We start from the raw sequence: 26,655 nt of genomic DNA, 5'->3' as shown, positions 1-26,655 counted from the left end.
GGCATTACTCCTTTATGGCTGGGCGGACGCGCCGGCCAACTGGTCTTTCTCGTGGTTGACTTGGTCGCGCAGCTTGTAGTGCTGCAGCTTGCCGCTCGGGTTCCGGGGCAGTTCGTCAACAAACCTGACGTCCCGCGGATACTTGTAGGGGGCGATGGTGGCTTTGACGAAGTCCTGGATTTCTTTGCGTTTGGCGTCGTCGCCGGTGACGGATTCGCGCAGCACGATGAAAGCACAGACGATGCTGCCGCGTTCAGGGTCCGGCCGGGCAACCACAGCGTTTTCAAGCACATCGGGGTGCTGATCGATGGCTGCCTCGACTTCGGGCGCACCGATGTTGTACCCGGAGGAAACGATCATGTTGTCAGACCGGGACTGGTAGATGAAGTAACCATCCTCGTCGCGCAGGAAAGTGTCCCCGGTGATGTTCCAACCGTTCAGGATGTATATTTCCTGCCGCGGATCATCCAGATAGCGGCATCCGGTAGGCCCGATGACTGCAAGGCGTCCGGGTTCACCGGGGGCCACCTCCCGGCCGTCATCATCCAGGATGGTTGCCCGGTATCCCGGGACCGGCTTTCCGGTGGCGCCGGGGCGGATGTCTTCCCCTGCAGCGGAAATGAAGACGTGGAGCAGCTCGGTCGAACCGATGCCGTTGACCAGTCGGACGCCTGTGGCTTGGTGGACGGCTTCCCAGGTTTCCTTGGGCAGGTGTTCTCCGGCAGAGACAGCGAGGCGAAGTCTGCTGAGAAGATCTCCCCGCTCAGCCTTGAGGATGGCCCGGTAGGCGGTTGGCGCCGTGAACAGGATGGTTGCCCCGGCAGCTTCCGCGTTCTCGGCCAGTTCCACGGGCGCGGCACGCTCTGTCAGCAGGGCAGAAGCGCCGAACCGCAATGGGAAAATGACAAGGCCACCCAACCCGAAAGTAAAGGCAATGGGCGGTGAGCCGGCGAACACATCGTCGTGAGTGGGCGTGAGGATGTGACGCGCGAACGTGTCCGCGATGGCGAGGATGTCGCGGTGGAAGTGCATGGTCACTTTAGGAGCCCCGGTGGTGCCCGACGTCGGTCCGAGGAGGGCGACGTCGTCGGCCGCGGTTTGCACCGCGGTGAATTGTCCGCTCTTGGCCCCGCAGCGGGACAAGAGGTCTGCGTCGTCTTCGCCGCCGTAGGCCAGAACAGCGACGTCGTCCCCTGCCGCTACGGACAATTCATCGACGAATCGGTGGTCGGATATGGCGACGGTGGGCTTGGTCAGATCGATCAGGGTGCTGATTTCGCTTGACCGGAGCATCGGCATGGTGGTCACGACGACTGCGCCTGCCTTTAGCACACCTAGCCAGGCAGCTACGATCCATGGATTGTTCGGTCCGCGCAGTAGTACCCGGTTTCCGGGCACTACTCCGAAGTCCTCGGTGAGCACTTGTGCAACCTGGTTGGCGCGTTTCTGGAGGTCGCCGTAGGTCCAGGTTGTGCCGTCGGGTGTGTGGAGTGCGGGTCGGTCCCGCCCATGCTCTACGACTGCGTCGTCAATGAGCACGCTACCCGCGTTAAGGTTCTCGGGGTACTGAAGTTCGTCGAGGGTGAATTCGAGGGTCGGCCACAAGTGGGCCGGTGGAAGGTGGTCCCTGGTGAACGTATCCACGTGGGCCGATGATGTGGAGGTCATGGCCGGTCCTTTCGATGATGGGGAGTGGTGCCGGGTCAGGAACCCGAGCGGATCATGCCTTCTTGGGCTACAGTGGCCAGCAGACGGCCGTTGCGGTCGAAGAACCGGCCTAGAGCCAGTCCGCGGTTTCGCTGGGCGGAGACCGCCTCCTGGGCATACAGCAACCAGTCATCAGCCCTGCCGAAGCGGTGGAACCACATTGAGTGGTCCAGGCTCGCGGTTACTAGGCCCGGCGAAGACCAGTGCAGGTTCTGAACGCGAAGCAGTGATTCGAGGATGGTGTAATCGCAGACGTAGGCAAGGGCTGCCCGGTGCAGGTCGGCGTTGGCGTGTTCATCCGCGGCCGCGGGCAGGCTGGCGAAGGCCTTCACCCACACCGCTTGGTGCGCCTGGACACCTCCGTCAACTGATACGTAGACCGGACCAGGAACATGGCGCATATCGAAGCTTCGGCCCGTGGCCCAGTAGTCAGCTGCGGCACCGTCTGCATCGGTGAGGACTTCGGCAGCGCTTCGCAGTTCTTCCGGATCCAGGTGCGAAGGTGCGGCGGGCTGGTACTCAGTGCCCTCTTCCGGTACCTGGAAAGATCCCATGCCTGTAAAGACGATCTTTCCGTTCTGGAAGCCGCGGACACTCCTTGTCGAGTACCCGCGGCCATCGCGGAGTTTTTCGATCTCGTAACGGACCGGCACTCCGATATCGACCGGACGCATGAAGTAGCTGTGCATTGAATGCAGCACACGGTCGCCCCGTACGGAACGCATCATGGCAGCAGCTGACTGGGCAACCATGTCTCCGCCATAGGCTTTGGGCCATGGAACATATTGCGGGGTGGCCTCATATGCCTCGTCGAAAACCTCCGCAGGGGCAGGGGTGAGGTCCACTGCGCGGAGGAAGATCTCGGGAGTGGGCTTCTTGACGTCCGGGTTAGTGGAAGGCACGGCTACTAGGCCCGACGGAAGTCAGCGAGGGTCTGGTCAGGAACGTCTTCGAGGTTAACGACGATGTTCTCGGGGGTGCGGGTGGTGAGCCACACCAGTTCCTCGGTCACGGACATGTTGGCCTCGACATGCGGCATGAAGGGAGGGACGAAGACCCAGTCGCCGGCCTTCATGTCCTGGTACTCGGAGTAGTTCTCGCCATAGTAGATGCGTCCGTGGCCGCGCAGGACGTAACCACCAGTCTCAGCTTCGCCGTGGTGATGCGGCAGCGAACGATAACCCGGGGTGTTGGATACCTGGCCGAACCAGATCTTCGTCGCCGGGGTGTGCTGAATGGAGACCCCTGAGACGCGGATGCAGTCACCGGACTGGGCCGTGTTGGTATCTTCCTGGCCGGCCCGGGTGATGACGGGGACGACCTTACCGCCGGGGCCGGCGTAAGAGGAGTTGTCGCCTTCGGTCAGGTACTCGGTGGTGGTGTTGGTCATGGGTGTTCACTCCTTGGTAGTTGAGGTGGTTGACAGAGTCGGGGCGGTAGTGCCCGGATCATTGGTGGAGGAAAGGTAGATGCGGTTTTCGAGGCGTCCGATGCCGGGAATTTCGGTGGTGAGGACGTCTCCGTCGCTGAGGAAGCGAGGGGGGTTCATGCCCATTCCCACGCCGCCGGGGGTGCCGGTGAGAACGACGTCTCCTGGCCGAAGCATCGTGAACTGTGAGATGTAGGCGACGAGTCTTGCAGGGCCAAAAACAAGGGTGGATGTATTGCCCTTTTGTACCTGCTCGCCATTGACGTAGCCGTAGACGTCGAAATCAGCAGGTGCCTCGTCTGCGGTGAGCATCACTGGCCCCAGCGGAGTGGTGGCATCAAAAGCTTTTCCTTGAAACCACTGAAGGGTGCGGTTCTGCCAGTCCCGCATCGAGACGTCGTTGGCTACGGTATAACCGGCGATTCCGGCCAAGGCCTGATCCTCATCGACGCGGTACAGATTGGAACCAATAACGACCGCCAGCTCGGCTTCCCAGTCGACTTTGTCGCTGCCGTGAACATAAATGGGATCAGAGGCCCCAACCAAGGTGTCGGCGTACTTTGCAAACAAGGTTGGGTAGTCGGGCAAGGCACGGCCCATCTCCTGGATATGGTCCCCATAATTGAGGCCGCAGCAGATGACTTTGGCTGCCGCGGGCAGCAGGGGAGCCAGGTCCGCTTGGGCGCCGTGCAGGGGCACCGCCCCTGCCTTCCTTCCGGACGCGGCATCCTCGGCTACTTCCCTCCAGCCATTGTCCATGAGCATTGATCCAACGCTGGCGTAGGGCAGCGGGATGTAAGTGTCCTCGCCAACCGCCACGGCGGCAGTTGTTCCGCGCCGTCCGGACCTGAAAGTGGCCAGCTTCATTGGTATTCCCTTCAATTGAATATGTCGACTTTCTTACGATCGTCACATAAGCTCAAGGTAGCACGACGAAAATCATCTGAACAGATGCTTTCCAAAACATCCAGTAGGAGGACCCGGCATGACCAACAGAACAATTAACCCCGCAGCGCTCCCTAAGCCGTCCGGGTACGCGCATGGCGTACTTTCCGGCAACGCCGTCTTCCTTGGAGGCCAGACCGCCCTCGACAAGGACATGAACATCGTTCCTGGGGGGATCGTCGCCCAGTTCCGTCAGGCCTTTTCCAACGTCCTCACGACCTTGAGGGAAGCCGGCGGGCAACCCCAGGACCTCGTCAACGTCACGATCTACCTCACCGATGTTGACGACTACATGGCCAACGGCACGGAAATCGGCAAAATCTGGCGGGAAATGGCCGGCACCGAGTACCCGGCAATGGCTGGAATCGGGGTGACACGTCTGTGGCAAAAGGAAGCACTAATCGAAATCCAGGGAATTGCTGTTATCCAGACCGCCTAAGCCTCCAGCGGCCCGCCACCGCCCCGCCCTACTATTAGGCGGGCGGGAGCAAAGGGACGGTAGGCAGTATTTCGGCTGCCGAGGAGGAGTGACAGGAGGTGGGCCTCGACCGTAATTCCTGCGTCGTAGAACCGGGCGACCAACGAGGCAGCGAGATGGGTTCTCCCATTGCCTATCCACGAGTGTGGGAAGGCTGGTGGAAGCGGGCGGTGATACCCGCGCTGTTGCCGCCATTTTCCACTGCAGGCCCCGGTACTCCACGTGAACATAGCAAGGAGACTGATGTTGGACACGCCCTTTAACGAAGACAGCGATGCCTCCCTCGATTTCTCAATGCGGGGGCTGCTAGAAGAAGAGTTCAGGGCGATTTTTGGGGGCACTGAGCCCATCGCCACTGCTTGGGCCGGTTTGATGTTCACCTAGCACGGCCAGTCACGCCAATTCTCTGGGCCAGGACAAGGAGCTTTGAACACAAGTATGTGCGGGGGCTGTAGCCTAAGGCTGTAATTAATCTGAGCCAGTAGAGGTGGTGTCTGATGGCCGAAGCCGCCACCGTCCTTGATGTTTCCCCTATGCCGCGCCATCAACACCTGATTGTCACCGTCTACGGGCTTTATGCCCGACAGCAAAACGGTACCTTCCCCGTTGCCCAACTCATACAACTCCTAGGTGACTTAGGAGTGGAATCCGCAGGCGTGCGGTCTTCGGTTTCACGTCTTAAGAAACGCGGGGTTTTGGTCAGCTTGAGGCATGGCGGATCGGCGGCCTACAAACTCGCACCTGAGCTGGAAGAAGTGTTCACGGCAGGCGACGAGCGCATCTTCGCTCGTCGTCGCGCGAGAAAAAATGACCGATGGCTCCTGGCATCGTTCTCCGTTCCCGAGGCACAACGGCACCTCCGGCACAAGCTGCGCACAATATTGACGCGTGTCGGGTGTGGCCAGGTATCGCCAGGATTATGGATAGCACCCGGCAACTTGGCCAGTGACATAGAACAGCAGCTTCGGCGCGCCCATTTATTGGATTACGTTGAGCTATTCAAAGCAATCCACATGAACGAAGATCAGCTTCACGAAAAAGTAGGGGAATGGTGGGATCTTCCGTCATTGGAGTCCCTCTATGCAGATTTTCTGCAGAGGCACGAGCGTGCCCTCCAGCGCTGGCGACAGTGGGACGGAGAGGGGGCAGAATCCCCGGAGCTTCTGAGACAAGCGTTCGCTGATTATGTCCTCATGGTTACAGAATGGCGTCGGCTGCCCTATATGGACCCAGGTCTTCCCGAGGAATACCTGCCCGATAATTGGCATGGCATTGGCGCTCAGGAACTTTTTACAGAGCTGCACAAACTGCTGGGTCCGAAGGCCCAGCGGTACGCATCCTCAGTCATCGAGGCGAACTAACCGAAGTGGGTTAGGTCCGGCCATACGTACCGTTTCTTTTCCTGATACGCATTGGTAGGGTGCAAATTGCGGGCAGGAGTTGCTGACTCGATTGCGTTCAGAGCCTGGAGTGCACTGTCTCTGACTTGAGTGACGGTTCCCCTGCCGTCAATCCGAGCCAGGACACCGCGGTCCGCATATGCGGAGACCATTGCTTCAGTCTGCTCGTGATAGAGATCAAGGCGATGGTGAATGACCGGCTCTGTGTCGTCGCTGCGCCCTATTTCTTCTGCTCGCCTCCTCAGGCGCCTGACCAGTTCCTCGTCAGGCGCTGAGACCTGCAGAACGGCATCGATCCGCTGATTGTTTTCGGCAAGTATCTCGTCCAGATAGGCAACTTGGTCAATGGTGCGAGGGTAGCCGTCCAGGAGGAAACCGCCCCGGATATCCTCCTCGCCAAGGCGGCCGCGAACCATCCTATTGGTCACGTTGTCGGGAACGAAGTCGCCGGCGTCAATGTACTTCTTCGCTTCCACGCCCAGTAAGGACTGGTTCTTCACGTGAGCGCGAAAAAGATCACCAGTAGAGATTGGGACAATCCCGAAGTGGTCTGCGATAAATTCCGCCTGCGTACCTTTGCCTGAGCCCGGAGGTCCAATTATTAGCAGTCTAACCATGCCAAAAGCCCTTCATCATTGATTGGTCTGTTTCACGACAGGGACACTTTTCGCCGGCGGCCTTCATGGAAACTCCGATCACCTGACCGACAGCAGTTGAGGAGCGTAGCCGTTCGCCTCCAGAAAGCGCCTGCCCCGCTTACCCTCGTCGACGCACAAGGCGTTGGACGCGAAGAGGCAACCAATGTCGCTGGAGGGATCGTCTACATCTGGAAGTTCCTATTCCTTGCCAGCTACGCTCGTGCTCAACTTCCTCTGCCTGACCGAATAGCTCTTGTTCATATCGAAGCCGTCGTGCTAGCTTGAGCATATGTGACGATCGTAATTAAGTCGATATATTTGAAGTGTCTTCACTCCGCGAGGAAGAGCCGCATGGTCCGGGTGCGCAGCTCTCCGGCCAGCGCAGCTGAATGGCTTCTTCACTTGCGCAGGTGCCGACGTGCTTCATACACTTCCGATCTTCCCCGCAGACCGGAACTTGAAGCGGGCGTTTGTCAACGCCCGGGCAGGACCGCCGACTGTTAGGAAGGACCCATCGACGTGCTGCAGCCAGAGGTTTTGCTGCACGAGCCCGATCAACCAAAACTTCCGGGCGCCACCCGGATGTGCAATCCGAGAATTACCAACCGGACCGAGTGTCCACGATATTGGAGGAATTTGTGACCGAATACGTACTGCCTGAACTCAGCTACGACTACGCTGCCCTGGAGCCGCACATCTCTGCGCGGATAATGGAGCTGCACCACAGTAAGCACCATGCGGCATACGTTGCAGGCGCCAACAACGCCCTCGCCCAGCTGGCCGACGCGCGCGAGAAGAATGATTTCGCCAACATCAACCGCCTCTCCAAGGACCTCGCGTTCCACACCGGTGGGCACATCAACCACTCCGTGTTCTGGAACAACATCTCCCCGGACGGCGGCGACAAGCCCGAAGGCGAACTGGCTGCTGCCATTGACGACGCTTTCGGCTCCTTCGATGCTTTCCGTGCACAGTTCAGCGCGGCTGCACTGGGCCTGCAGGGTTCCGGCTGGGCCTTCCTGGCGTACGAGCCCATCGGTGGAAACCTGCTCATCGAGCAGCTCTACGATCAGCAGGGCAACGTGGCAGTGGGCACCACCCCGCTGCTGATGCTGGACATGTGGGAGCACGCCTTCTACTTGGACTACGTCAACGTCAAGGCCGACTACGTCAAGGCATTCTGGAACATCGTGAACTGGGCTGACGTCGCCCAGAGGTTTGAGGCTGCACGCGCCAACGCGACGGGCCTCGTGACCCTTCGGTAGGTATCTGGCGCTTCAGGCGCGTGTGCAAACCGCATTGGCGCTGACGAAGAATGTTCGAAGTCCGCCCCCGCAGCCGCGAGGGCGGACTTCGCTGCTTCAGGAGGGCTATCCAGTATGGGCGCGTCAAGGCAGAGGAACGTTGCTGCGCCTAAGCTGATACTAGGTCCGGGCCAAACGGCGCATAACGCTTAATCCAATTTTGCGGCCAGGGTCGAGTAAACTACTAAGCTCCCGCCCCCACCCATTCGACAGTTCCGTCGCTGAAGTGCTGTTCTTTCCATATGGGCACTGACGCTTTTATCCGGTTAACGAGCTCCGCGCATACCTCGAATGCCCGGGCGCGGTGAGATGCGGAAACAGCACACACCAAAGCGGGATCGCCGATCTGCAGCAAGCCAACCCGGTGCGCGACCCAAATCCTGACTGCTTCACCGTTACCCTCGCCCGCGTGCTCGGTCACCAGCTGCGCCGCGACGTCCGTCATTACCTGCTGTGCGGCGGGATGCGCACTGTAGCTGAGCCGTACTACTGACTTCCCGCCGTCATGGTTCCGCACCACGCCACTGAAGCTGGCCACGGCGCCCGCCGTGTCAGATTCCACCGCTGCAATAGCTTCCGCCACAGAGATAGGCTCTGCGCTTAGTACGGCATTTGTTATTTCGAACCGGGCACTAGCCTCGGTTGCGGGGCCCTCTACGCTATCCATTCAGTTCCTTCATGTGGTCCTAAGGCGGCCGACCGCCGAAGTCGCCGATTACAAGTTGTACATAAGCTTGGGCGATGAGGAGGAATCCTCCATAGGGGTCGATCCCACGGTTGACTTCAGAGCCGTCAAAAAATGCGCGGGCTGTCGACAAAATCGACTGCCGCCCGCTCCACCCCGGGGTATCTGTTGAACCTGGCCTCTGCGCCTTGCTGCCCACAGAAGCATTCTTCCATCGACTCCATCCGGGCAGCCAGCGGCTGGTCCCAAAAATCAGGGCTGTTGGGGCAGTTGCGGAATTGAAAGTGGTCACAGGGTCAGAACTGTCTAAAGGTGTGCACGTTGCGTTGATAAGGCGATCGTAAAAAATACGGCATATCCGGCAAATATAGCGTAGCCTGACTTAATGATCGTACAGCTGGGCATACCGCAGCCGCGAGGAACGGGTAGCACGGGAACGAGTGCATCCGCGCCGCCGGGCCGTCCCGCCGGCGCGTCTGCCGGGCTGGTGGACCGCTACGGACGACGCGCCACTGATATGAGGCTCTCCCTTACCGACAAATGTAACTTGCGCTGTACATATTGCATGCCGGCCGAGGGTATGGAATGGCTGTCAAAGCAGGCGGTGATGTCTGCGGAGGAGATCCAACGGATCGTGCGGGTCGGAGTGCACTTCCTCGGCGTTCGGGAGTTGCGGCTTACCGGTGGTGAGCCACTGGTCAGGGCCGACCTGCTGGACATCATCAGCTCCCTCCGCCAGGCCCACCCCGAACTGCCAATCTCTATGACGACCAATGGCATCGGCTTGGACAAGAAAGCCGCGGGGTTGAAGGCCGCGGGGCTGTCCCGGATAAACGTCTCACTTGACTCCCTGCACGAGGAAACGTTCGCCCAACTGACGCGTCGCCCCTTTCTGGCCAAGGTTTTGGCGGGCGTGGACGCGGCTTGGGCTGCTGGTCTCGGGCCGGTGAAGATTAACGCAGTGCTGATGCGCGGCATTAACGACGTAGAGTCCCCGGCGCTGCTGGCGTGGGCCTTGGACCGTGGGTACGAGCTGCGCTTCATAGAACAGATGCCCCTGGATGCCGAGCACGGATGGACTCGTGAGAACATGATCACCGCGGCTGAAATCCGGGAGCTCCTCTCAGTAGACTATGAACTGGCCCAGGATCCTCGGAACCGTGACGGGGCACCCGCAGAGCGCTTTCAGGTCCGTCGCCGGATCCCCGACAATGCAGGCTCTGCTGGTCCCGTGCTGGGAACTGTGGGAATTATTGCATCAGTCACCGAGCCTTTCTGTTCCGATTGCCGCCGCACGCGCATCACGGCGGAAGGCAAGATCATGAGCTGCTTGTTTTCCCACGAAGAGGTGGACCTGCTGGGACTGCTCCGCCAAGGCGCAAGCGATGAACAACTAGCTTCACGCTGGCAGGATGCAATGTGGATCAAGCCAAAAGCCCATGGCATGGAGCACGTGGGCTTGGATACCCCGGATTTCAGGCAACCGGACAGGAGTATGAGCGCCATTGGTGGCTGAATCACTTGTGCATGTGCGGTACTTCGCTGCCGCGTGCGCTGCCGCGGGGACGGAAGGGGAATACCTCGCTGTGTCTGGCGGAGACACGATAGCCTCCCTCGTGACGGCGATCCTTGCCGTGGATCGGCCTGCGCCTCCAGTGGGGGTACCCCCGCTGGCCAAGGTCCTGGACCGTTCCAGTTTCCTTCGGAATGAAGTTGCCGTCCGTGCCGCAGCCAGCGTGCAGCCCGGCGATGTCATAGACATTTTGCCGCCTTTCGCTGGCGGCTGAGCTACTGGCAAGGTTACTGGCCCAGAGAAACCCGGCCCGTTGGTTTGCGGTCATGAGCAAGAAGGGGTTGCCCTGCTTCTCAAGTCCCGCAGGGCCGGCGACGGATGGCTGCCGCCGTGCTCGATCCGGGCAGGGCTCGGGTTGAAATCCATCGGTTACCCGCATGTAACTTAAGGGTGCTGCAAGGTTCCGATTTCCATTGGCAACAACCGCTGTCCGTCCGAACTGGTACAGATCAATCGAGCAAGTAGAGCTGCTCCCGGGTGTCCAGGTCTTCTCCGGTGGAATGATTACTGCAGTCCACCAAGTCAAGAAGCCTCGGGTTGGTTTGAAGGAACATTCGGGCACCGGAGTCGCCCGTGGCGCTTTCAGCCGCTGGCACGCGCAGGCATGCATCCAGTATCAACGGATGTCCGCGACGGAGCTTTCCGGATGCGTTGGCGTAGGCTGCAGCAGTTACCCTGCCTGGACGGTGTGCGGCCAGCAACGCCCTCACGGTCTTGGCGTTGAGTCCGGGTTGGTCTACAAGGGCTATGATCACGTGGTCGTCGGGCGGGGCCGCCCCGAGTCCCAGCCGGAACGAGCCCGCCATCCCGCTTCGCCACATGGTGTTCACCACCACCCTGACGTCGTGATCTTGGCTGGTCAGGTTGGTGGACGTTAGCACCCGTTCTGCCTCCGCGCCGAGCACCACCACCACCTCCCGGCAGCCGCCGTCCAGCAGTACCTCTGCGAGTACCTCCACCAAGACCCGCCCGCGGAAAGGTAGCAGGGCCTTAGCCCTCAGCCCCAGCCGTGTGCCTGCGCCGGCGGCAAGCAGCACTGCAGTGGTGCGTGGTTCCAGGGGCACATCCATTGCTACACCCTTCGGTTGAAACTGCATGCAAGGCAAAGCCGTTATGAAAGCAACGGTCGGGCACAAGCCAGTTCCAGCCAAGTGGAGCTGGAGCTGGGGATAAGAGGTGACATCGCAATCTGGAACTGCAGCGTGGACGCGTGGCCAGTCTTGTTGGTGCTTTGCTGTCCTACGGTGCACCCTGCATCTCTGCCCAAAGAATCCGTCGTATCACGGACCCGTCATCACGGTGGATGAGGATTCTCTCATAACCAGGGTCAAGATAAACCCAGAAAACTGTTGCCTCTTCGTTGATGTCGTCAATCCATCCAGTGCTGGGAAACCGTCCTGGCCGTTCTATCAGCACTCGCTCACCAAGGTTCAAATAAACCCAGTCCTCACTGCTCAGCGGAGCAGATGTGCTGATTTTTCTCGTCACGCTTTACTCCTTCTATGGCGGGCCGCCGGGGGCCTAGTAGCTGGTGAAGTCGGACGGCATTGTGGAGAGCTACTCGCAGCGGAAGGTTGTGCCCCTGCCAAGGAAGCTTCTCGGCAAGGTGGGACGGCGGCAGGGCGGCCAGTAATGCGCTAAGTGAGGCAACCATCGGCAGCTTCCGACGAACCGCCGTAAGTGCGCCGCCTAACTAGTGTCAAATATTCAGAGTTGCGCCATGCCGGGTGGGGTCCAGGCGTCAGGAGAGGCGGTCAGGGATCATGTCAGCAATGTCCGTTAATTTTGGGGGCATCATTGTCGCATCGCCAACGTTGGTGCTGCCTTCAGGAATCGCGAGACAGTCACGGGACAGAGGCACGTCGGCCAGTGAGCTGGTGATACTTTTCAGACGCCGTCCCTGGAGACAGCAACCGGTTTGTCCACCTGCTCGCCGTGGGAGGTAGCGGCCGCGTTTGCCGCAGGCCGGGCGAAAAGACATATCACCGACACGACAGCGGTGCTTATGCCCAAGAAGATCCATGCCGCCGTATAGCCGCTTTTCTCGACCAGCTGGCCGAATGCCCAGGGAAGGATAACTCCACCGATGGCTGAGATGCTCAGCATCAGGCCCACGACCGTGCCGATGTTTTCTGGTGAGATGCCTCGACTCCTGCCTGGTACTGTCGCCCAAATAGCCAAGGTGAAGTTGAGGATGAATCCTAGGCCGAGCGCGAGGAGCCAGAAGAGAGTCGGACCCGCGAAGGGCAGGAGCGCCAAGAAGAGCGCTTCAAGAAGCACACCGGTGAGGAACAACGCGCGCAGGTTAGCAATGCGGTCAGCTACCAAACCAGCCACAACGCTACCGGGAACTCCGGCCAGGCCGATCAGGAGTGCGGCCAACGCGACCACGTCACCGCTGAAGCCACGGGTTCCGCCGTAACCACTGATCAGTTGGGTAGCAGCAAAGTAGGATCCGTAGGCCCCGAGGAAGGCAATACCGTACAGCCAGGCGTTCCTGGCGCCAAGGGCTTCTTTCAACCCCTGTTTAGTCAGACGCGTCCCGGCGAGGGAGTCAATACCCGTCGGGACCCGGAACCAAATCGCGATGATCACCGCGATAACAAGGCAAACTCCACCGCCAATGGCCATCGACGTACGCCACCCCGTCAGGAACGTGATCTCGGCCCACGTGTACAGCCCGAGCGCGAAGCCCCCACTGAATGCGCCGACAACGATGCCGACCGCCAATGCATGATGTTTGCTCTCGCGGAACCAAATGCTTGCGGCGGCGATGCCCACGGCAGCGAGCACGGCCGCGCCTGCACCAGCCACGCCACGCCAAAAGATTAGCCAGACAAACGATGTGGATGTCGCTGACATCAGTACGCCGATTGCCTCGACCGTCAGACCCCATGCCATCGCACGCTTTAGCCCCCACCTGGTGGCAACGAAGCCTCCGGGAACGTGGAGGATTCCGTAGGTCAGAACAAAGACGGAGATAAGGAGTGCAACGTCTGAGATTGCAAGCCCGAATTCGGCGCTGATTTCACCGAAACCTGTTGAAATATTCACTTGGTTAGCGGCCATGGCGATGAAGGCCGCCGAGACGATAGCAAGCATGCCCCATTTAGTGCTGGGTCGATTTGGGCTGATGGAGCCGGGAGTAGGGTATGACATATCGACGCTCCTGGGAAGGATGCTAAGCGAAGTGCTCTGGTGGGAGCATCCGCAAGGACTAATGGATTTAGGGGTGCGAGGGGTTCACCAGATGCAGCAAGGTCCGGGTCAGGGTCGATTCCGGATTAGCAAGATCGAGGAAGACATCAAAATGATTGCGGTCTGGGACAACAATCAGCTCGCTCTCGTGATTAACGCCCCACTCGCGCTGAAAGTCACGGCCCTGCGACGTGAAAGCTGACGCTTCAGTCTCGGCAAGCGCCACGATAACCGGCGTATCTGAGCTGGGCGCAAGGAGTATTGGGCTGAGGGCGGCAGCTCGGGTCTGGTCGAGGGACAACCACTCATTGGGAAACGCGTCGACCAAGGGCCGAAGGTCATACAGCCCGCTTATCGTCATGGCGCCTTTCACTACGTTGTCGGGCAGTCCGAATTCGGGCTGCCACCCCGTGGCTGCGGTCATCGCCGTGAGGTGCCCTCCAGCCGAGCTGCCGATGACGTAGATCCGCTCCGGATCCAGCCCATGGCCAGCGCCATGGCGAAATACCCACGCGACCGATGCCCGTACCTGCCGAACTATTTCTTCGAGCGTCGCATGGGGGGAGAGAGTGTAATCCACCGTGACCGTAGCGATTCCGTGTTCGGCCAGGACCTCGGCCATAAAGGCGGTGTCGTGGCGTGACAGCATACGCCAGTAGCCGCCGTGGATTGCAATCACCACGGGCCGCAGGGTCCCTTCCTTCACCCCCCAGACATCGAGGCACTCGTCGCTGTTGGGGTCGTAGGTGATGTCGCGGTGTCCGGCGAGCCCAGCAATGGCGCGCAAGGACTCCGCGCGGTACGCGTCCATGATCGCGGTGAAGTCATCCTGGCTCACGGTGCCGCAGGCGTTGTACTCCTCATCGAGTGAGGGATCCCTCGTGGCGGTGTCCTCCCGTCCTGTCGTCATCGGGAAGTTACTGGCCTTGGCGGATTGCCGTGGCAAATTCACGGATATGGACTGCCGCTCGGTCCGGGACGTCGATGGCGGGGAAGTGGGTCGGCCCGCCCAACTTGGCGTAGGAGAACCAGGGATGCTGCTCGGCGAAATCGGAGTTGATTTTCTCGTATTCAGGCTCTGTTGGCTGCGAGAAGATGTGCCGGATCGGTCGCGTCTTGGTGAGGTTTGCCATCATCTGCATTGGTGACCCGTTCCTGCCGTAAGCGTCCTCGATGACCCTTCCGGATCGTCCCCAGCAGTCGTAGCCGTAGTCTGCCATCTCCTCCAGGAGGTGATGACGGACTCGTTTCTCGTCATGCCCGTCAAGCCAGACGTCGAACAGGCCGTGCGTTCCCTCGCGCCACCGCTCGGGGTCTTTTAGTAGGGTCAAGCTCTTGGCGAAGTCCGGCTTGGGTGCCCACATTAGCCAGTCCATGATGATGCCTCGCGGCGCCCGTTCGGGGCCGGCCTGCTCAAGCAGCTCTACAAGAACCCAGCCGCCGTGAGAATGAGATACCGGAAGAAAGGTCTCCACGCCGAGTTGGTCGAGAATCTCCAACGCGTCCTTCACCTGTTCCTGATAGCCAAAGTCTGGGACCTCGCAGGGCGAGAGTCCGTGACCCCGCCAGTTAGGGACAATTACCCTGAAGTCTGCGTCAAGCTCCTGGATCAGGTACTTGTAGACGCGGTGGTCGTGGCACCACCCGGGTAGGAGGAGGATCGCGGGGCCGTCGGTGTCCCGCTGATTGTCGATATAGGAGAGCTTGTTGTCGAAGACTAGCGTTTCATGCAGATATGTGTCGGTCATGATGAATCTCCTTCGTGAATGGAGTCGAGGTGGATGACGCCGGAGTCACGGGCTGGTCCTCAGTTCGTGAGGTTGGTTAGCCAGGCCATGTCAGTTGGTTGAGAGACCGACAGCGCCTACTCCGTGTGGTCTAGAGGATGCGGCGCGGAGGCGGGAGCGGCCAAATGCAGCGGAGTGTCCCAGCGCGCGGAGGATTGTTGTTCTGGGGGTGTCGGGAACGTTGTTCATACGTCCCAGCCAGTATGAGAACCGCTGTGTGTGCTCAATCAGGGGACGCTCCCGGCGTTCCCAGTCGCGAAGTTGGGTAGTCAGGGCGCCGGGGCTCTGGAGCGCCTCCGCGAGGCCCAGCGCGGCCCCCATTGCGCATCCGCCGCCCTGTCCCAAGTAGGGGGGTTGTGCATGAGCCGCGTCACCGATCACAGCAACCTTTCCCTTCGACCACGAGTGCAGATCGACGCGCTCGAAGTCATCCCACCGGTGGATCGGGGCCGGGCCGATGGTGGTGAAGAGGTTCTCAAGTTGGGGGAAGGAGTCGATCCATGAACGGAACGGAAGGGTGTCCCCCAACGCCTGACGGTCTGTGCTTGGCGCCACAAGCGCAAGATACAATTCGTCGGCGCTGGTGGGGGTGTAGAGGACGAAACGCTTTCCGGAGTAGAGCTCTACGTAGTCGTCTTCCCATTCCTTGGCCACCAATCCGGGCTCACGCCGGATCATGACGCGTGCGCAGCTCTGCCCAAGGCGCCGGCGCCGGTGCACCAGGTCCAGCTGGTCACGTAGCCGGGAGTTCACGCCGTTGGCTACCACTACAAGGTCCGCCGCCGATTGCGTCCCGTCCGCGAACTCCAGGTTACCGTCGGGATCGACGCGTGAAACAGTGGAGCTGGCCACCACATCGACCCCCGCCGTGGTCGCAGCCGAAAGCAAGGAACTAATGAGGCGCTCTCGCAGGATCGTCACCACCTGTGTCCCGCTGTTCGTGTTTACCGGGTGACGGCCCAGGTCTCGGTCCCGATGGTCCCGCGTCCTGAACGCGCGGCCATAGTGGGCACCTTCAAGAGCGAAGTCAAGGACACCAAACTCCCCAAGGACGGCTAAGCCGTTTCCCCAAAGGTAAATTCCAGATCCGCTGGCGCGCACTTCAGCGGATCGTTCATGGACCCGCACTGACCATCCGCGACGTGCTAACGCGGTCGCCGCCGACAGGCCAGAAATACCTGCGCCTATCACTTCTGCGTGCCGTGGCTTTGTACCCATATAGTTATCTCCGGTCGTGAGGGGAAGCGGTTGGCTAGGGTGCTCTAGCTCGTCAATCTAAAGCCGAGGTATCCGTAACCTATTCGGATTAAACACTGTCGAGAGAAGACCAAGTGTTGTCCAAGTCACTTATTTATATACCCGATTTGTGACGGGCGTCAATAGTAGAACACAAACCAGCTCTGCCGATCGGCGGGACGCCGCAGCGGCGGAGGCGCCAGCGCCAAGATGCCTGCACGTACAGCCGCCGTGACGAGGGCATCGCCAGAATCTGGCGATTGTGTTTCTATGCTCATGGGTGCAGTCCCGCCTCGTCCGTGCTCGATTTCCCATGACTGCAACCACCTTCCTCCCCGATGCGGCTCGAACTTCCGGCGCAAGTACGGGCGACGACTGCTTCGCAGCCAGAAGCTGGCCCTTGGGTTCGATTCGCGTCTCTGAGTTGCGTCGCGGGGGGCATGCCTTGCATGGGAAAACATGCAGGGGATCCGCGGGTCCACTGATCGATTGCGGCCGGCATAACGGCAGGCGAGGACAAGATGAAGAACAATTGCTTGACGTGCGTCACATAAGCGCGACATACTTCCAAGAACTCATCGTCTGATTCGTCACGCCATGGGAAACAGATCAGAGATTCAAGTTACCAACCTTCGCATCGGCGCGGTCGGGCCGTGCGTGGCGAAGTTAAGGAGACCGAGAGATGGTTGAATCCATTAGCGCACCAAAGATGGTCGGCCAAGCGATTCCTCGTAAGGAAAATGCTGGCTTATTGACCGGCGCTGCCCTCTTCGTGGACGACGTGGTCTTGGAAGGGATGCTGCACGCCAAGATTCTGCGCAGCCCGACTGCGCACGCGAATCTTTTGTCAGTCGATGCTTCGCGGGCTAGGACCATGCCTGGGGTTCACGACGTTGTCACCGGTCCCGAGATGACCGGTGTCCTGAAGCGATTCGGTGGACTGGTTAAAGGTCTCCCGTTCAACGACCGCATTGTGATGGCAGACGACAAGGTTGTATTCGAGGGCCAGGAAATTGCAGCCGTTGCTGCCGAGTCCCCGTATGAAGCATGGGATGCTGTTGAGGCGATTAAGGTCGCTTACGACGAGCTCGAGCCGGTCGTTGACATTGAGTTCGCCGCTTCATCCGAGGCTAAAGCAATTTGGGATTACAACGGCACCAACGTCTGGGAAAACTACAAGCTCAAGATAGGCGATGCGCAGTCCGCCCATGGTGCCGTGACGGTGGGAGGCAAGTTCCGCACGAACCGTCCGGCAGCTGTTGCCATGGAACCCCACGTATGTATTGCAGACTTTGACCGGATAACGAAGAGCCTCACGCTCTACACCTCCACCCAGTTCACCCACCTCTTGGCCGGCATCATTGCTGACGTGCTACAAATACCTCCTGCAAAAGTCAGGGTTGCTACGCTCAACGTCGGTGGTAGCTTCGGCTCGAAGGGAGACCTGTTCCCACACGAAGTCATCGCCTGTCTGCTCTCACTGCGGACCGGTCGGCCAGTTAAGCTCGTGCTCAGCCGTGAGGAGGTCTTCAAGGCCGTGGGTGGGCGGTGCGCCCAGGTAACCACAGCCGAACTAAAGATGGACCAAGACGGCAGCATCGTGAGTTACGGAGCGAAGGTGCTACACAATACCGGGGCTGTGTCGCCCTTCGGGGGCCAGATCATGAAGATTGGCCTTCATATCGGAATGCTGCCCTACCCCATACCGAACATTGATATTAATGCCTCTGCAGTCTCCACGACCACGATCAGTGGTGGCCCCGTCCGGGGGTTCGGTGTCCCACAGGTGCTTTTCGTCAAAGAGCAGCTCATTGACATGGCGGCAGAGGAACTCGGACTGGACCCGATCGAGGTGCGGCTGAAGAACATCCCCGCAAATGCGGAAGAGGGTTACGTTACGCCCTCCGGCATCAGGATTGACAGCACGACGGCTCACTTCTGCTTGCGGAAGGTGGCCGACGAGATCGGGTGGTGGGACCGCCACGAGAAGCGGGAAGCCTACGTCGGCTACGGCGCCGGCCTGGCAGTGAAGTACACAAGCGCCCGACACCCCTCCCTTGACACCGACCTTTCCACAATCCGACTGCTCCTCACACCCGACGGACGAGTGACCATCTTCTCTGGCGACGTGCCCCACGGACAGGGACACCACACGATGCTGTCGCAAATCGTGGCCGATGCGACCGGCGCCAAGTTCGACGAAATCGGCCTTGTCGCAGCGGACACCGCTACAACGCCGTTCAGTCTAGGCACGTTCGGCAGCCGATCAGCCGCAGTTCTTGGCTCGGCGGCGATGCGGGCAGGCGAATTACTGGCCGAGCGGATCCGCACCGTCGCAGCCAGCATCATGAAGTGCCCGGCGGACATCTTGGAGCTGCGCGAGAGCATGGTCTGGGTCAAAGGCAGCACCGAGCCCGCTCTTCCGTTTGAGGCCGTCGCCGCGGTGGCGCTGTTCGCCACGAGCGGGTTATCCGGTGGCAGCGTGGCCGGTCCCATCGAGGCCCAGGCCACCTATGACACCCCGACTGAGCGCGAGCGGGAGGATGGGGGCGGCAATTGGGCGGCAACTTACTCCGCTGGGGCTCATGCGGCCCGTGTAGAGGTCGACCCTTCTACAGGCCAATTCAAAATTCTTGACTACGTCATGGCCCATGACTCGGGTAACATCATCAACCCCCTCATAGTTGAGGGGCAGCACCATGGAGGCTTTGCCCACGGCTTAGCCATGGTTACCGAGGACCTCCAAATTGGGTCCGACGGCAAACTGCTCAATGCCAGCCTGGCAACGTACGGGGTCCTCACCGCGCACGACGTCCCCAATCTCCACCAACTCTACGATGTTGATGTCCCCTCAACCGTCATTCCGATCGGTTCCAAGGGTGCAGGAGAGACGGCAACAGGTGCGGTACCAGCAGTGATTGCGAACGCGTTGGCGGACGCGACAGGTATCCGCTTCACCCGGCTTCCCATCACCCCAGAGGACGTCGTGCTCGCACTGGCCGAGAAGGAGCGCCAGGGCGTCGACCGCCTTGTGTGGCCGCTCACTGAGACGCAAGGAGACACACAATGAGGCCGTTCCAGTTCATCACGCCGCATTCAGCAGCGGAAGCCAGGGAGCACCTGGCTACGCACGGTGCCGAAGCCGCCGTCTTGGCAGGTGGGCAGACGCTCCTGCTGCAGATGAAGCCCCGGCAGGTAGCCCCGGGTTTCCTCGTGAACATCGGCCGCCTCGCTGAGTTGCGTGGGTGGAAGTATGAGGGCGGGCAACTGCTCTTGGGGGCCACAACAACCTATGCCGATCTGGAAGACGCGGACCCACTAAATGGTGCACACGATCTCCTGAGATCAGTGGCGAGCAATCTGGCGGACCGAGCTGCCCGCAATCTCGGCACAATTGGGGGAGCGCTGAGCGCAGCCCTGTCCGTGTACGACGTACCCGCCGCGCTGCTAGCACTCGACGCCGAATTAGTGCTGCGCAGTTCAACGGGCGAGCGGAAGCTGAAAGTCGACGAGTACATCGTCGGCAACGGCGTCACCGCCAGGGGGGCCGATGAATTACTCGAGGCGATCATTATTTCACCGCAGGACGGCTGGCGATGGTCCTTCCAAAAGTACCGCCGGCGGCTGGCCGATCCCGCAATCGCCTCCGTAACAGTAGTAGCTAGTCCCTCCCCGGACGGTGCCATAGCCGATGCCCGCGTTGTAATTGGTGCCGTCACCGACGTGCCATCACGTCTGCCGGAAGTAGAGGCTGCCTTGGCCGGAACGAATCTCGATGACTCCAGTATCACCCAAATCGCGGCGCTAATCGGTACCGAGGCCCGAGCGCGGCTCGGTGCAGCCTTCAAGTACAAGCCCGACTATGCCGAGCGCCTGGTCAGCGGACTGGCGTCGAAAGCACTTGCGCACGTTTCGCAGGAATGGACTAAGGGAGTATAGGAATGCGTGAAGTAACCATCAGTGTTAATGGGCGGCCTGTTACCGCAGAGATTGACGAGCGAACACTGCTGGTCGATTTCGTAAGGAGAACGGCACAGCTCACCGGGACCAAAGCCGGTTGCCTTGAAGCGCGGTGTGGCAGTTGCAGCGTCCATGTCGACGGCCGGCTCATCAAGGCCTGCAACGTACTAGCGCTGCAGTGCGACGGCACATCAGTGACGACAGTAGAAGGTTTGACGGGTAACTCCGCCGAAACCACCGAGGTCAGTCTGGCGCACATCGTTGGCGTGCAGGAGGAGCCTGAACTGACCCCGCTGCAAAAGTCATTTCATAAGCACGGCGCGTTGCAGTGTGGCTACTGCACGCCGGGTATGCTCATGTGCCTAACCGACCTTCTCGCACGTTGTGAAGGGCCGTCTGAAGAAGATGTCAGGCGCGGACTTACCGGCAATCTGTGCAGGTGCACCGGCTATCAGACCATCGTCGACGCTACGCTCGCTGTGGCGCAGGCGGACGCGCAAGAATGACAGCGCCTGGAGATTAGAAACCTCCGGGAACCACACACACCTAACCGTGACGCCAGGGAGGAGCGTGCCCCATCGCAAATCTCCTCACTGCGCATTCCAAACCCGGCTCCATCCTTCCCCAGGGATCTACCACCCTTACCCACGGCGCCGCCGGGGCCAAACCGGGCACGCCGATCGACATAACAGCCAACACAGCTTCGGGGCCGGCGTTGCTGGACCTCTGCGAACTTCTTTCTAACCTGGACGAGAACACTAAATTTGCATCGGCGGATTAGCCCCATGCCCGCCTATCCGAAAGCTGTCAACGCCCTCTTTCAGGCAGGACTCCGAAGTTCGGGAAAGACAAGGCACAAAGGTAAGGCGAGCACAGCCTTGACCAGCCGTCTTGAATACGACGAGACATTCGAGACGTATGAGGAAGACAGCCGCCGGAAGACCGATCGACTTCCTGTGGTCCCAAAACGTCCCGTTGGCCCGGTACAGCCCCGGCAATTCATACAAAAAAGTTCCGTAACATCAAGCGCTCGAACTGCTCGAGGATCGGTTCCACTAATGACTTGAGGAGAAGCCCGTATGCGAGATGTTTTGCCTGAGTTGATTGAGCGGTGGAACGCGGGGGAGACGGTGGGTATAGCCACAGTTGTCGCGACGTTCCGTTCCGCACCCCGCTTGCCGGGCGCCGCTATGCTCGTCTGCCCGGACGGGTCCGCGGTCGGGTCAGTCTCAGGGGGCTGTGTGGAGGGTGCTGTCTATGACCTGGCCCAGGCAACAGTCCGGAGCGGGGCACCAGTGTTGCAACGCTACGGCGTTTCGGACGAGGACGCCTTCGGAGTAGGACTCACATGCGGCGGTACTCTCGATATTTACATTGAGGCCATGAGTCAAGCAACCTTCCCCGAGCTGGGTGATATCGCAGCCGATGCAGAGGCAGGGCGACCAGTTGCGCTGGCCTGCATCGTTGACCACCCCGAAGCGTCACACATCGGCCGAAAGATCGTAGTGAGGCCCCAGTCCGTCGAGGGCGACCTTGGCTCCAGGAACATCAACACTACGGTACGTCGGGACGTACTGGGCTACTTGGCACAGGGAAAGAACGGCATTATCGCCTACGGGCCGGAAGGCCAGCCTCACGGTGACACCATACGCGTCTTCGTTACCTCCTTCGCCCCCGCTCCACGCATGATCGTGTTCGGCGCCATCGATTTCGCAGCCGCCGTCGCACGGGCGGGCAGCTTCCTGGGCTATCACGTCACGATTTGTGATGCGCGCCCGGTTTTCACTACAAGTAGCCGCTTCCCTGACGCGGACGAAGTCATCGTCGATTGGCCGCACCGCTACCTGAAAAGTGAGGTGGAGGCCGGGCGCATCGACGACCGCACAGTCATCACGGTACTTACCCACGACCCGAAGTTCGACATTCCGCTACTCGAGGTGGCTCTCAAGTTGCCGGCGGTAGGGTACGTAGGAGCCCTCGGGTCGCGGAGGACTGATGAGGACCGACGGCGCCGTCTGCAGGAAGCAGGTCTCAACTCAGTCGAAATTGGGCGACTGTACAGTCCAATCGGTCTTGACTTGGGGGGGAACACTCCAGAGGAGACGGCAATCTCGATCGTCGCTGAGGTCATCGCAAATAAGTGGAATGGAAGTGGCGCCCGGCTGAGTGCAACAGAATTGCCAATTCACCGCTCCCATCAGGCAGGCAGCGACATGAGTGAAGTGAAGCTTCAGTAGGCCCGGCTTCTCTTCTGGGCTAAAAATATCTATGCCGATCCTTGTTGAACCAGAGCTGAGGGAAGAATATGACCGCGCCGGTCATGATGGCAAGCGCACGAATGCGGTGTGAATCGCCGTCGTGCCTGCCTGCAGGCAGAAATGCAGCCAGGCATGCCTGGGAGCCGCCTTCCTCGATCCCGGTCATTCAGCACCCCTCAATGGCGCGACAAGCCATAACAGTAGGCGTCTTGGCGAGAAATGCCGCAGCACCTCGGGGCAAAGGAGCCAGCAAGGCCGCCCGTCATTGCCTGCCACCTACCTCCCAGCCCGGATCACAAGCGCACCATGCTGCGTAGGACGGACGAGCCCTCCTGGTGGTGGATCGTGGCTGGCCTAACACTAGTGCCGGGTGCCACCGTGCAGAGGCCGTCGCACTCTACGAGGGCTACATCCAGGCGCTTGAGCTCGCGCTGACACGCCACGGGCACACCGACACGAAGCCGCTGGCGCGCGCGGTCTGCGCAGCACTCGACGGACTGGTATTTCAGCAACTCACCGTTGCAAGTGGCGACGCAGTTCGCGCCGCCATCAAACGTGTAGGCACCCAACTCGAAGCTAATCTCCCAAGCGGCCCTCCACGCCCATTGCAAGAGATAGGTGAAGTTAGCTGATGTAAGAACTCTTGCCCCCGTTGCCGGCCTGCATTTAGCCTAAGAACTTGTCCAGACCGTACTTGCACAGCCGATCCCTCTAGGAGATCCCATGATGACCGTCGTCAGCACCATGCAGCTCCAGTCGGACTCAGAGGAAGAGTGGGACCAGCTGATCCGAGAGCGCTTCAAATCAGCCCACGACAGGGACGGCTGGATCTCCGGTCAGTTACTTTCCCCTGTTGCCGAACCCAACACTCGGGTCATCATTGGGACCTGGAGAAGCCAGCGGGACTGGGAGGCTTGGCATGAGGATCCCGCCTTTCTTTCCACGCGCGCACGGCTCGACGAACTGCAGCCGGTAAACCATCAGACTGCCTGGTACGACGTCATCGAAAACGCGCAGGCCAGGGACGACTAGTACTGGCCAAGCTGGGTCTTGTCCCAGGTCCGGTGAAGGGCAGGTTCGCGGCGACGACGTGGGGCCAGCATATGAGCATTCTGTCGCTGTTCTACCGGTGGGCGATCGATGAGGGGTATGCGGCCGCCGAGCCGTTCACCTACCGGTTGGCGCGGGCGTTGTTCGCCGGCACCGGACGGGAGGTGAAGGTGAACCTGGCGGTGCGGCGTACTCCGAAGCCGCATCTGACTATCAAGTACCTGGAGCCGGACTTCATCGAGGTGTTCCGCAACGGCCTGCGCGGGCTGGCACCGGACGGCTCGCCCGACACCGGCTTCGCTGGCCGGGAGATGCCGCGCAACGCCGCGATCGGCGACCTGGCGCTGGCCACCGGGCTGCGGCTGGCCGAGTTCAACACCTGCCGCCCTGGGAGATCCCTGCGCTGCCGCCGACACCGACGACTGTGCCGATCCCGTTCCCGGTGCCGGCCGGGATCACCAAGGGCCGCAAGCCGCGCACCACGTGGACCTCCTACGATGCGCTGGCATCCGTCCACGACTACATGGGCCTTGGACCGGGAGGCCGCAACCGCCGGCTCGGCATGGCGTCCGCCGCGACGCTGGGGCGAACCGCTGCTGGTGAGCGACCCCGACGAGCGGGGCGCGTTGCCGGCGATGCTGATGCACAAAGCTATCCAGTGATCGTCTGCATCGCTGTGGATGTCAGTGGACTGTGCCCAGCGGAGCTTTCCGTTGCCGTTTTTGAAGACGATGGCACTGAGAACAACCGCGCCGAAATGGTGGGCGGCTTCGTGTCGACAGCTATCGGCGTATCTGATCCAGCTGGACCGATTGCCCCGACCGGGCGGCGACCCGCTGATGCCTGGCGGCCACGGTGCGGCCGTCGAAGACCACGAGCTCGGACGCCCGCAACGAGACCCGGACCCTCCGGCCGATGAACCGGGCAGGGACGGAGTACTTCACCATCCGGACCGTGACCATCGAGGACCTATCAACTCGAGGGTGCAGCACCAGACCCGGATCAAATTCCTCCGCCGGCAACGAGGCCAGGAACGGCCGTTCAATCTCGAAGTCCTGACCGATGGTGCGGATCCTGTCATTGATTCGCCGGCGATCGTCCTGTGCTTCCCATCCGCGGATACGGTCGTTGAGCTCGTCCAGCGATTCAGCGACCGGCATGGGCGAGAGTCTGTTGCGCCGGAACCATCCCACCTCACCCTCAACCCCGCCCTTTTCATGGGCGCCTGCGATGCCAGGCTGGCAATAGAAGGGGTCGAAACCGTAGAACGAACGGAACAACACCCACCGGTCGTTCTCCTGGCGCTGCCGGCCCTGCCCGAACACCACCGCGGTGACCGCGCTGGTGAGATTGTCGTATCGGATGTGTTTGGTCGGGATGCCGCCAAGAACGTCGAAGGCCTCGATGTGGCCTTCGAGAAAGGCTTCCTGGGCCTGGGTCGGGTAGATCCGGTGGATGGCTCTGCCCGAATGCGATAGCCGGAAGATGAACATGTGACACTTCGTCTTCACCCCGTTCAGCACGACATAGACCTCGCCGAAGTCCACCTCGGCCTCGGCGCCCGGCGCGTGTTCCTGCGGAACAAACACCTCAACGCGGCGTCCGGTCTCCACATCAATCTGGGCCCGACGGACCCTTACGTAATCACGCACCGTGGAATACGAGAGCTCCTGCACACTGTGCTCTTCTATGAGCCGGGCCAGGATCCTTCGTGCGGTATGACGCTGCTTCCGCGGAGCCGTTGTATCCTCGATCAGCATCGCGTCGATCGCGCCCTTGAACGGTTCCAGCTTCCAGGACACGCCTTGTCTCTGTTTGCGCTCCGGAGGGGCAGCTGAATCCAGTGCCTGCCTCACCGTTCTTCTATGGACTCCGTGCCGGACCGCCAACGCAAGAACGGACAAGCCCTCAACCCGGGCGTCCCTTCGGATCCGTGCGAACAACTCCACTCTCGACTCCATCCAGACCAACCTTCCGCCGCATCCATCCACTGATGAATCCAACGTTGAAGGCGGGGCCACAAATAACCGTCACAAGGTGCCCGGCGAGTCATAAAGTGGGGCCAGATATACCGCCCTACCGGGGCCATCCAAACCTGTCACAGCCACCTTCAAACGGAAATTGCCATCGCAGGCGAAACAGCCACGCTTTGGACCGGCGATGAGGGCACCCACTCCAGCCTGGACGGCTTCGAAGATTCGACTTGGCGAGATTGGGGGGACAGACACCTACGAAGCCCTCTACGAATGGGCTGAGGATATCCACGAAGAAATCCACGGTCTCGTTGAATCAATTACCATCGCCGCTCTCACTGCTGAAACCAAACTAGCCGTGATCACCACCGCGATGGCTTGTCCCACCAAAGCCGCCTCTGACACCGACCAGACCATCGGCCTTCCGGTTCAGTGAGCCGGAGGCCATGGCGGGTCGCATGCACGCGGTACACGCGCTGGTTGTGCAACATTGCTTTCGACTTCCAGCTCCAGAGTGAGGCCGGAAAAGGTGTTCGCTGCGAAGAAGCCGTTTCGTTTCTGCGAGGAAAAGCATGGCGCGGGCTTCCTCGATCTGCCGGTTGGTGGGCTCGCTGTTACCGTGTCAGTTCAATCTCCCTGGTAAGGCATTAATTAATAGATCTGACATCTAGTAATCTATACCTCGTGTTTCTAGTGTGTCAACCTACTTGGAATATGAATATCTTGAATACATAACAACAAGAGCGCGCAGCGCCCGAAAGATGATAGGCAAGCTTCCGCGGTGAAACCTCCTTAGGGGAGTGGGGCTAGCCGGTTGAGATGCCCTATTTTCTAAGAGTTGAGGTTCTGCGGGAGATGCCGGGCCCCTCCCTTGGTTGCAGGTCCTGCCGAACTGAACAAACCACCACCCATAACCCCCATAGGGAAGGGCTTTGCCAAGAGGCGCGCAGCGCCGACTGTTGCAGTCCTGCTTGACCCGGCTTGCCGGGGCAGGGGAAAGAACCGGGCGCAGCCCGGGTCACCTTCCCCGCAGG

26 protein-coding genes and 1 pseudogene are annotated in these 26,655 nt (G+C 60.3%); 14 read left to right on the top strand and 13 right to left on the bottom strand.

All coding sequences use genetic code 11. The features are described from left to right. Nucleotides 1-12 precede the first annotated feature (12 nt). From ARUE_RS22905 to ARUE_RS22890, 4 genes are read right to left on the bottom strand one after another with little or no spacing between them, the layout of a single operon-like run. Nucleotides 13-1,668 (bottom strand): AMP-binding protein, encoded by a 1,656-nt coding sequence (locus tag ARUE_RS22905; RefSeq protein WP_011928001.1) that lies wholly within the window; start codon nucleotides 1,666-1,668, stop codon nucleotides 13-15. 35 nt (nucleotides 1,669-1,703) lie between these two features. Next, a complete protein-coding gene (locus tag ARUE_RS22900; protein WP_011928000.1) occupies nucleotides 1,704-2,609 on the bottom strand; it encodes an acyl-CoA thioesterase in 906 nt (301 codons plus the stop codon). A 5-nt stretch (nucleotides 2,610-2,614) separates the two neighbouring features. Further along, nucleotides 2,615-3,097: a cupin domain-containing protein gene (locus ARUE_RS22895; RefSeq protein ID WP_011927999.1), complete on the bottom strand. Its 483-nt coding sequence runs from the start codon at nucleotides 3,095-3,097 to the stop codon at nucleotides 2,615-2,617. 6 nt (nucleotides 3,098-3,103) lie between these two features. Further along, the gene (locus ARUE_RS22890) at nucleotides 3,104-4,003 is read right to left on the bottom strand and encodes a fumarylacetoacetate hydrolase family protein (protein WP_011927998.1); all 900 of its coding nucleotides are present in this window, start codon (nucleotides 4,001-4,003) and stop codon (nucleotides 3,104-3,106) included. Nucleotides 4,004-4,121: 118 nt separating this feature from the next. Between ARUE_RS22890 and ARUE_RS22885 the strand changes: the two genes are divergently transcribed. The 3 genes from ARUE_RS22885 (at nucleotide 4,122) to ARUE_RS22880 (ending at nucleotide 5,920) form a co-directional block, all read left to right on the top strand. Next, nucleotides 4,122-4,520, top strand: a complete 399-nt coding sequence (locus ARUE_RS22885; protein WP_011927997.1) for a RidA family protein — start codon at nucleotides 4,122-4,124, stop codon at nucleotides 4,518-4,520. Between the two features lie 282 nt (nucleotides 4,521-4,802). Next, complete coding sequence (locus ARUE_RS24355) at nucleotides 4,803-4,943, top strand: hypothetical protein (RefSeq protein WP_162486283.1); 141 nt, start codon at nucleotides 4,803-4,805, stop codon at nucleotides 4,941-4,943. Between the two features lie 113 nt (nucleotides 4,944-5,056). Next, nucleotides 5,057-5,920: a PaaX family transcriptional regulator gene (locus ARUE_RS22880; RefSeq protein ID WP_011927995.1), complete on the top strand. Its 864-nt coding sequence runs from the start codon at nucleotides 5,057-5,059 to the stop codon at nucleotides 5,918-5,920. Here ARUE_RS22880 and ARUE_RS22875 read toward each other — a convergent pair. Then, nucleotides 5,917-6,576 carry an adenylate kinase gene (locus ARUE_RS22875; protein WP_011927994.1) on the bottom strand — a complete coding sequence of 220 codons (660 nt, stop codon included), beginning with the start codon at nucleotides 6,574-6,576 and terminating at the stop codon, nucleotides 5,917-5,919. The genes ARUE_RS22880 and ARUE_RS22875 overlap by 4 nt on opposite strands. A gap of 659 nt (nucleotides 6,577-7,235) precedes the next feature. On the opposite strand from ARUE_RS22875, the gene ARUE_RS22870 reads away from it, so the two are divergent. Beyond that, nucleotides 7,236-7,862, top strand: a complete 627-nt coding sequence (locus ARUE_RS22870) for a superoxide dismutase (RefSeq protein ID WP_011927993.1) — start codon at nucleotides 7,236-7,238, stop codon at nucleotides 7,860-7,862. 223 nt (nucleotides 7,863-8,085) lie between these two features. On the opposite strand, the gene ARUE_RS22865 is transcribed toward ARUE_RS22870, so the two are convergent. Further along, nucleotides 8,086-8,568, bottom strand: coding sequence for a molybdenum cofactor biosynthesis protein MoaE (locus ARUE_RS22865; protein WP_011927992.1), 483 nt, complete (start codon nucleotides 8,566-8,568; stop codon nucleotides 8,086-8,088). A 403-nt stretch (nucleotides 8,569-8,971) separates the two neighbouring features. Here ARUE_RS22865 and moaA point away from each other — a divergent pair, with 403 nt between their 5' ends. Continuing rightward, complete coding sequence (moaA, locus tag ARUE_RS22860; protein WP_011927991.1) at nucleotides 8,972-10,102, top strand: GTP 3',8-cyclase MoaA; 1,131 nt, start codon at nucleotides 8,972-8,974, stop codon at nucleotides 10,100-10,102. Nucleotides 10,103-10,109: 7 nt separating this feature from the next. Continuing rightward, nucleotides 10,110-10,373, top strand: a complete 264-nt coding sequence (locus ARUE_RS22855) for a MoaD/ThiS family protein (protein ID WP_043472133.1) — start codon at nucleotides 10,110-10,112, stop codon at nucleotides 10,371-10,373. A gap of 235 nt (nucleotides 10,374-10,608) precedes the next feature. Here ARUE_RS22855 and nboR read toward each other — a convergent pair whose 3' ends face one another. From nboR to ARUE_RS22830, 5 genes are all read right to left on the bottom strand, one after another. Further along, nucleotides 10,609-11,229 carry a nicotine blue oxidoreductase gene (gene nboR / locus ARUE_RS22850; protein ID WP_043472046.1) on the bottom strand — a complete coding sequence of 207 codons (621 nt, stop codon included), beginning with the start codon at nucleotides 11,227-11,229 and terminating at the stop codon, nucleotides 10,609-10,611. A gap of 817 nt (nucleotides 11,230-12,046) precedes the next feature. Beyond that, nucleotides 12,047-13,261, bottom strand: coding sequence for an MFS transporter (locus tag ARUE_RS22845; RefSeq protein ID WP_162486282.1), 1,215 nt, complete (start codon nucleotides 13,259-13,261; stop codon nucleotides 12,047-12,049). A 124-nt stretch (nucleotides 13,262-13,385) separates the two neighbouring features. Next, nucleotides 13,386-14,267 carry an alpha/beta hydrolase gene (locus ARUE_RS22840; RefSeq protein WP_011927988.1) on the bottom strand — a complete coding sequence of 294 codons (882 nt, stop codon included), beginning with the start codon at nucleotides 14,265-14,267 and terminating at the stop codon, nucleotides 13,386-13,388. Nucleotides 14,268-14,274: 7 nt separating this feature from the next. After that, entirely contained in the window at nucleotides 14,275-15,105 is an 831-nt protein-coding gene (gene meqE, locus ARUE_RS22835) for a 3-hydroxy-2-methylquinolin-4-one 2,4-dioxygenase (RefSeq protein ID WP_011927987.1), read from the bottom strand. 90 nt (nucleotides 15,106-15,195) lie between these two features. Beyond that, nucleotides 15,196-16,362, bottom strand: a complete 1,167-nt coding sequence (locus tag ARUE_RS22830) for an FAD-dependent monooxygenase (RefSeq protein WP_011927986.1) — start codon at nucleotides 16,360-16,362, stop codon at nucleotides 15,196-15,198. A gap of 700 nt (nucleotides 16,363-17,062) precedes the next feature. Between ARUE_RS22830 and ARUE_RS22825 the strand changes: the two genes are divergently transcribed. From ARUE_RS22825 to ARUE_RS22810, 4 genes are all read left to right on the top strand, one after another. Beyond that, nucleotides 17,063-19,450, top strand: coding sequence for a xanthine dehydrogenase family protein molybdopterin-binding subunit (locus tag ARUE_RS22825; protein ID WP_011927985.1), 2,388 nt, complete (start codon nucleotides 17,063-17,065; stop codon nucleotides 19,448-19,450). After that, entirely contained in the window at nucleotides 19,447-20,319 is an 873-nt protein-coding gene (locus tag ARUE_RS22820; RefSeq protein ID WP_011927984.1) for an FAD binding domain-containing protein, read from the top strand. Before ARUE_RS22825 ends, ARUE_RS22820 begins: the two co-directional genes overlap by 4 nt. Before the next feature lie 2 nt (nucleotides 20,320-20,321). Beyond that, complete coding sequence (locus ARUE_RS22815) at nucleotides 20,322-20,846, top strand: (2Fe-2S)-binding protein (RefSeq protein WP_011927983.1); 525 nt, start codon at nucleotides 20,322-20,324, stop codon at nucleotides 20,844-20,846. Between the two features lie 573 nt (nucleotides 20,847-21,419). Then, on the top strand, nucleotides 21,420-22,577 hold the full coding sequence (locus ARUE_RS22810) for an XdhC family protein (protein WP_011927982.1): 1,158 nt from the start codon (nucleotides 21,420-21,422) through the stop codon (nucleotides 22,575-22,577). Between the two features lie 19 nt (nucleotides 22,578-22,596). On the opposite strand, the gene ARUE_RS24350 is transcribed toward ARUE_RS22810, so the two are convergent. Then, nucleotides 22,597-22,764 carry a hypothetical protein gene (locus ARUE_RS24350; RefSeq protein ID WP_162486281.1) on the bottom strand — a complete coding sequence of 56 codons (168 nt, stop codon included), beginning with the start codon at nucleotides 22,762-22,764 and terminating at the stop codon, nucleotides 22,597-22,599. Between the two features lie 169 nt (nucleotides 22,765-22,933). Between ARUE_RS24350 and ARUE_RS25055 the strand changes: the two genes are divergently transcribed. From ARUE_RS25055 to ARUE_RS22795, 3 genes are all read left to right on the top strand, one after another. Next, nucleotides 22,934-23,230 carry a hypothetical protein gene (locus ARUE_RS25055; protein WP_353580120.1) on the top strand — a complete coding sequence of 99 codons (297 nt, stop codon included), beginning with the start codon at nucleotides 22,934-22,936 and terminating at the stop codon, nucleotides 23,228-23,230. A gap of 91 nt (nucleotides 23,231-23,321) precedes the next feature. Further along, the gene (locus ARUE_RS22800; protein WP_011927981.1) at nucleotides 23,322-23,630 is read left to right on the top strand and encodes an antibiotic biosynthesis monooxygenase family protein; all 309 of its coding nucleotides are present in this window, start codon (nucleotides 23,322-23,324) and stop codon (nucleotides 23,628-23,630) included. Between the two features lie 71 nt (nucleotides 23,631-23,701). Continuing rightward, nucleotides 23,702-24,310 carry a site-specific integrase gene (locus tag ARUE_RS22795; RefSeq protein WP_286140415.1) on the top strand — a complete coding sequence of 203 codons (609 nt, stop codon included), beginning with the start codon at nucleotides 23,702-23,704 and terminating at the stop codon, nucleotides 24,308-24,310. Nucleotides 24,311-24,445: 135 nt separating this feature from the next. Here the strand turns inward: ARUE_RS22795 and istA are convergent. Then, nucleotides 24,446-25,609, bottom strand: a pseudogene (gene istA / locus ARUE_RS22790) (IS21 family transposase); the annotation flags it as partial. A 199-nt stretch (nucleotides 25,610-25,808) separates the two neighbouring features. On the opposite strand from istA, the gene ARUE_RS22785 reads away from it, so the two are divergent. Continuing rightward, nucleotides 25,809-26,057, top strand: a complete 249-nt coding sequence (locus ARUE_RS22785; protein WP_043472038.1) for a hypothetical protein — start codon at nucleotides 25,809-25,811, stop codon at nucleotides 26,055-26,057. Nucleotides 26,058-26,655: the final 598 nt, after the last annotated feature.

The organism is Arthrobacter sp. Rue61a (assembly GCF_000294695.2).
Classification (GTDB): Bacteria; Actinomycetota; Actinomycetes; order Actinomycetales; family Micrococcaceae; genus Arthrobacter; species Arthrobacter aurescens_A.
This window is presented reverse-complemented; position numbering and strand designations above follow the sequence as displayed.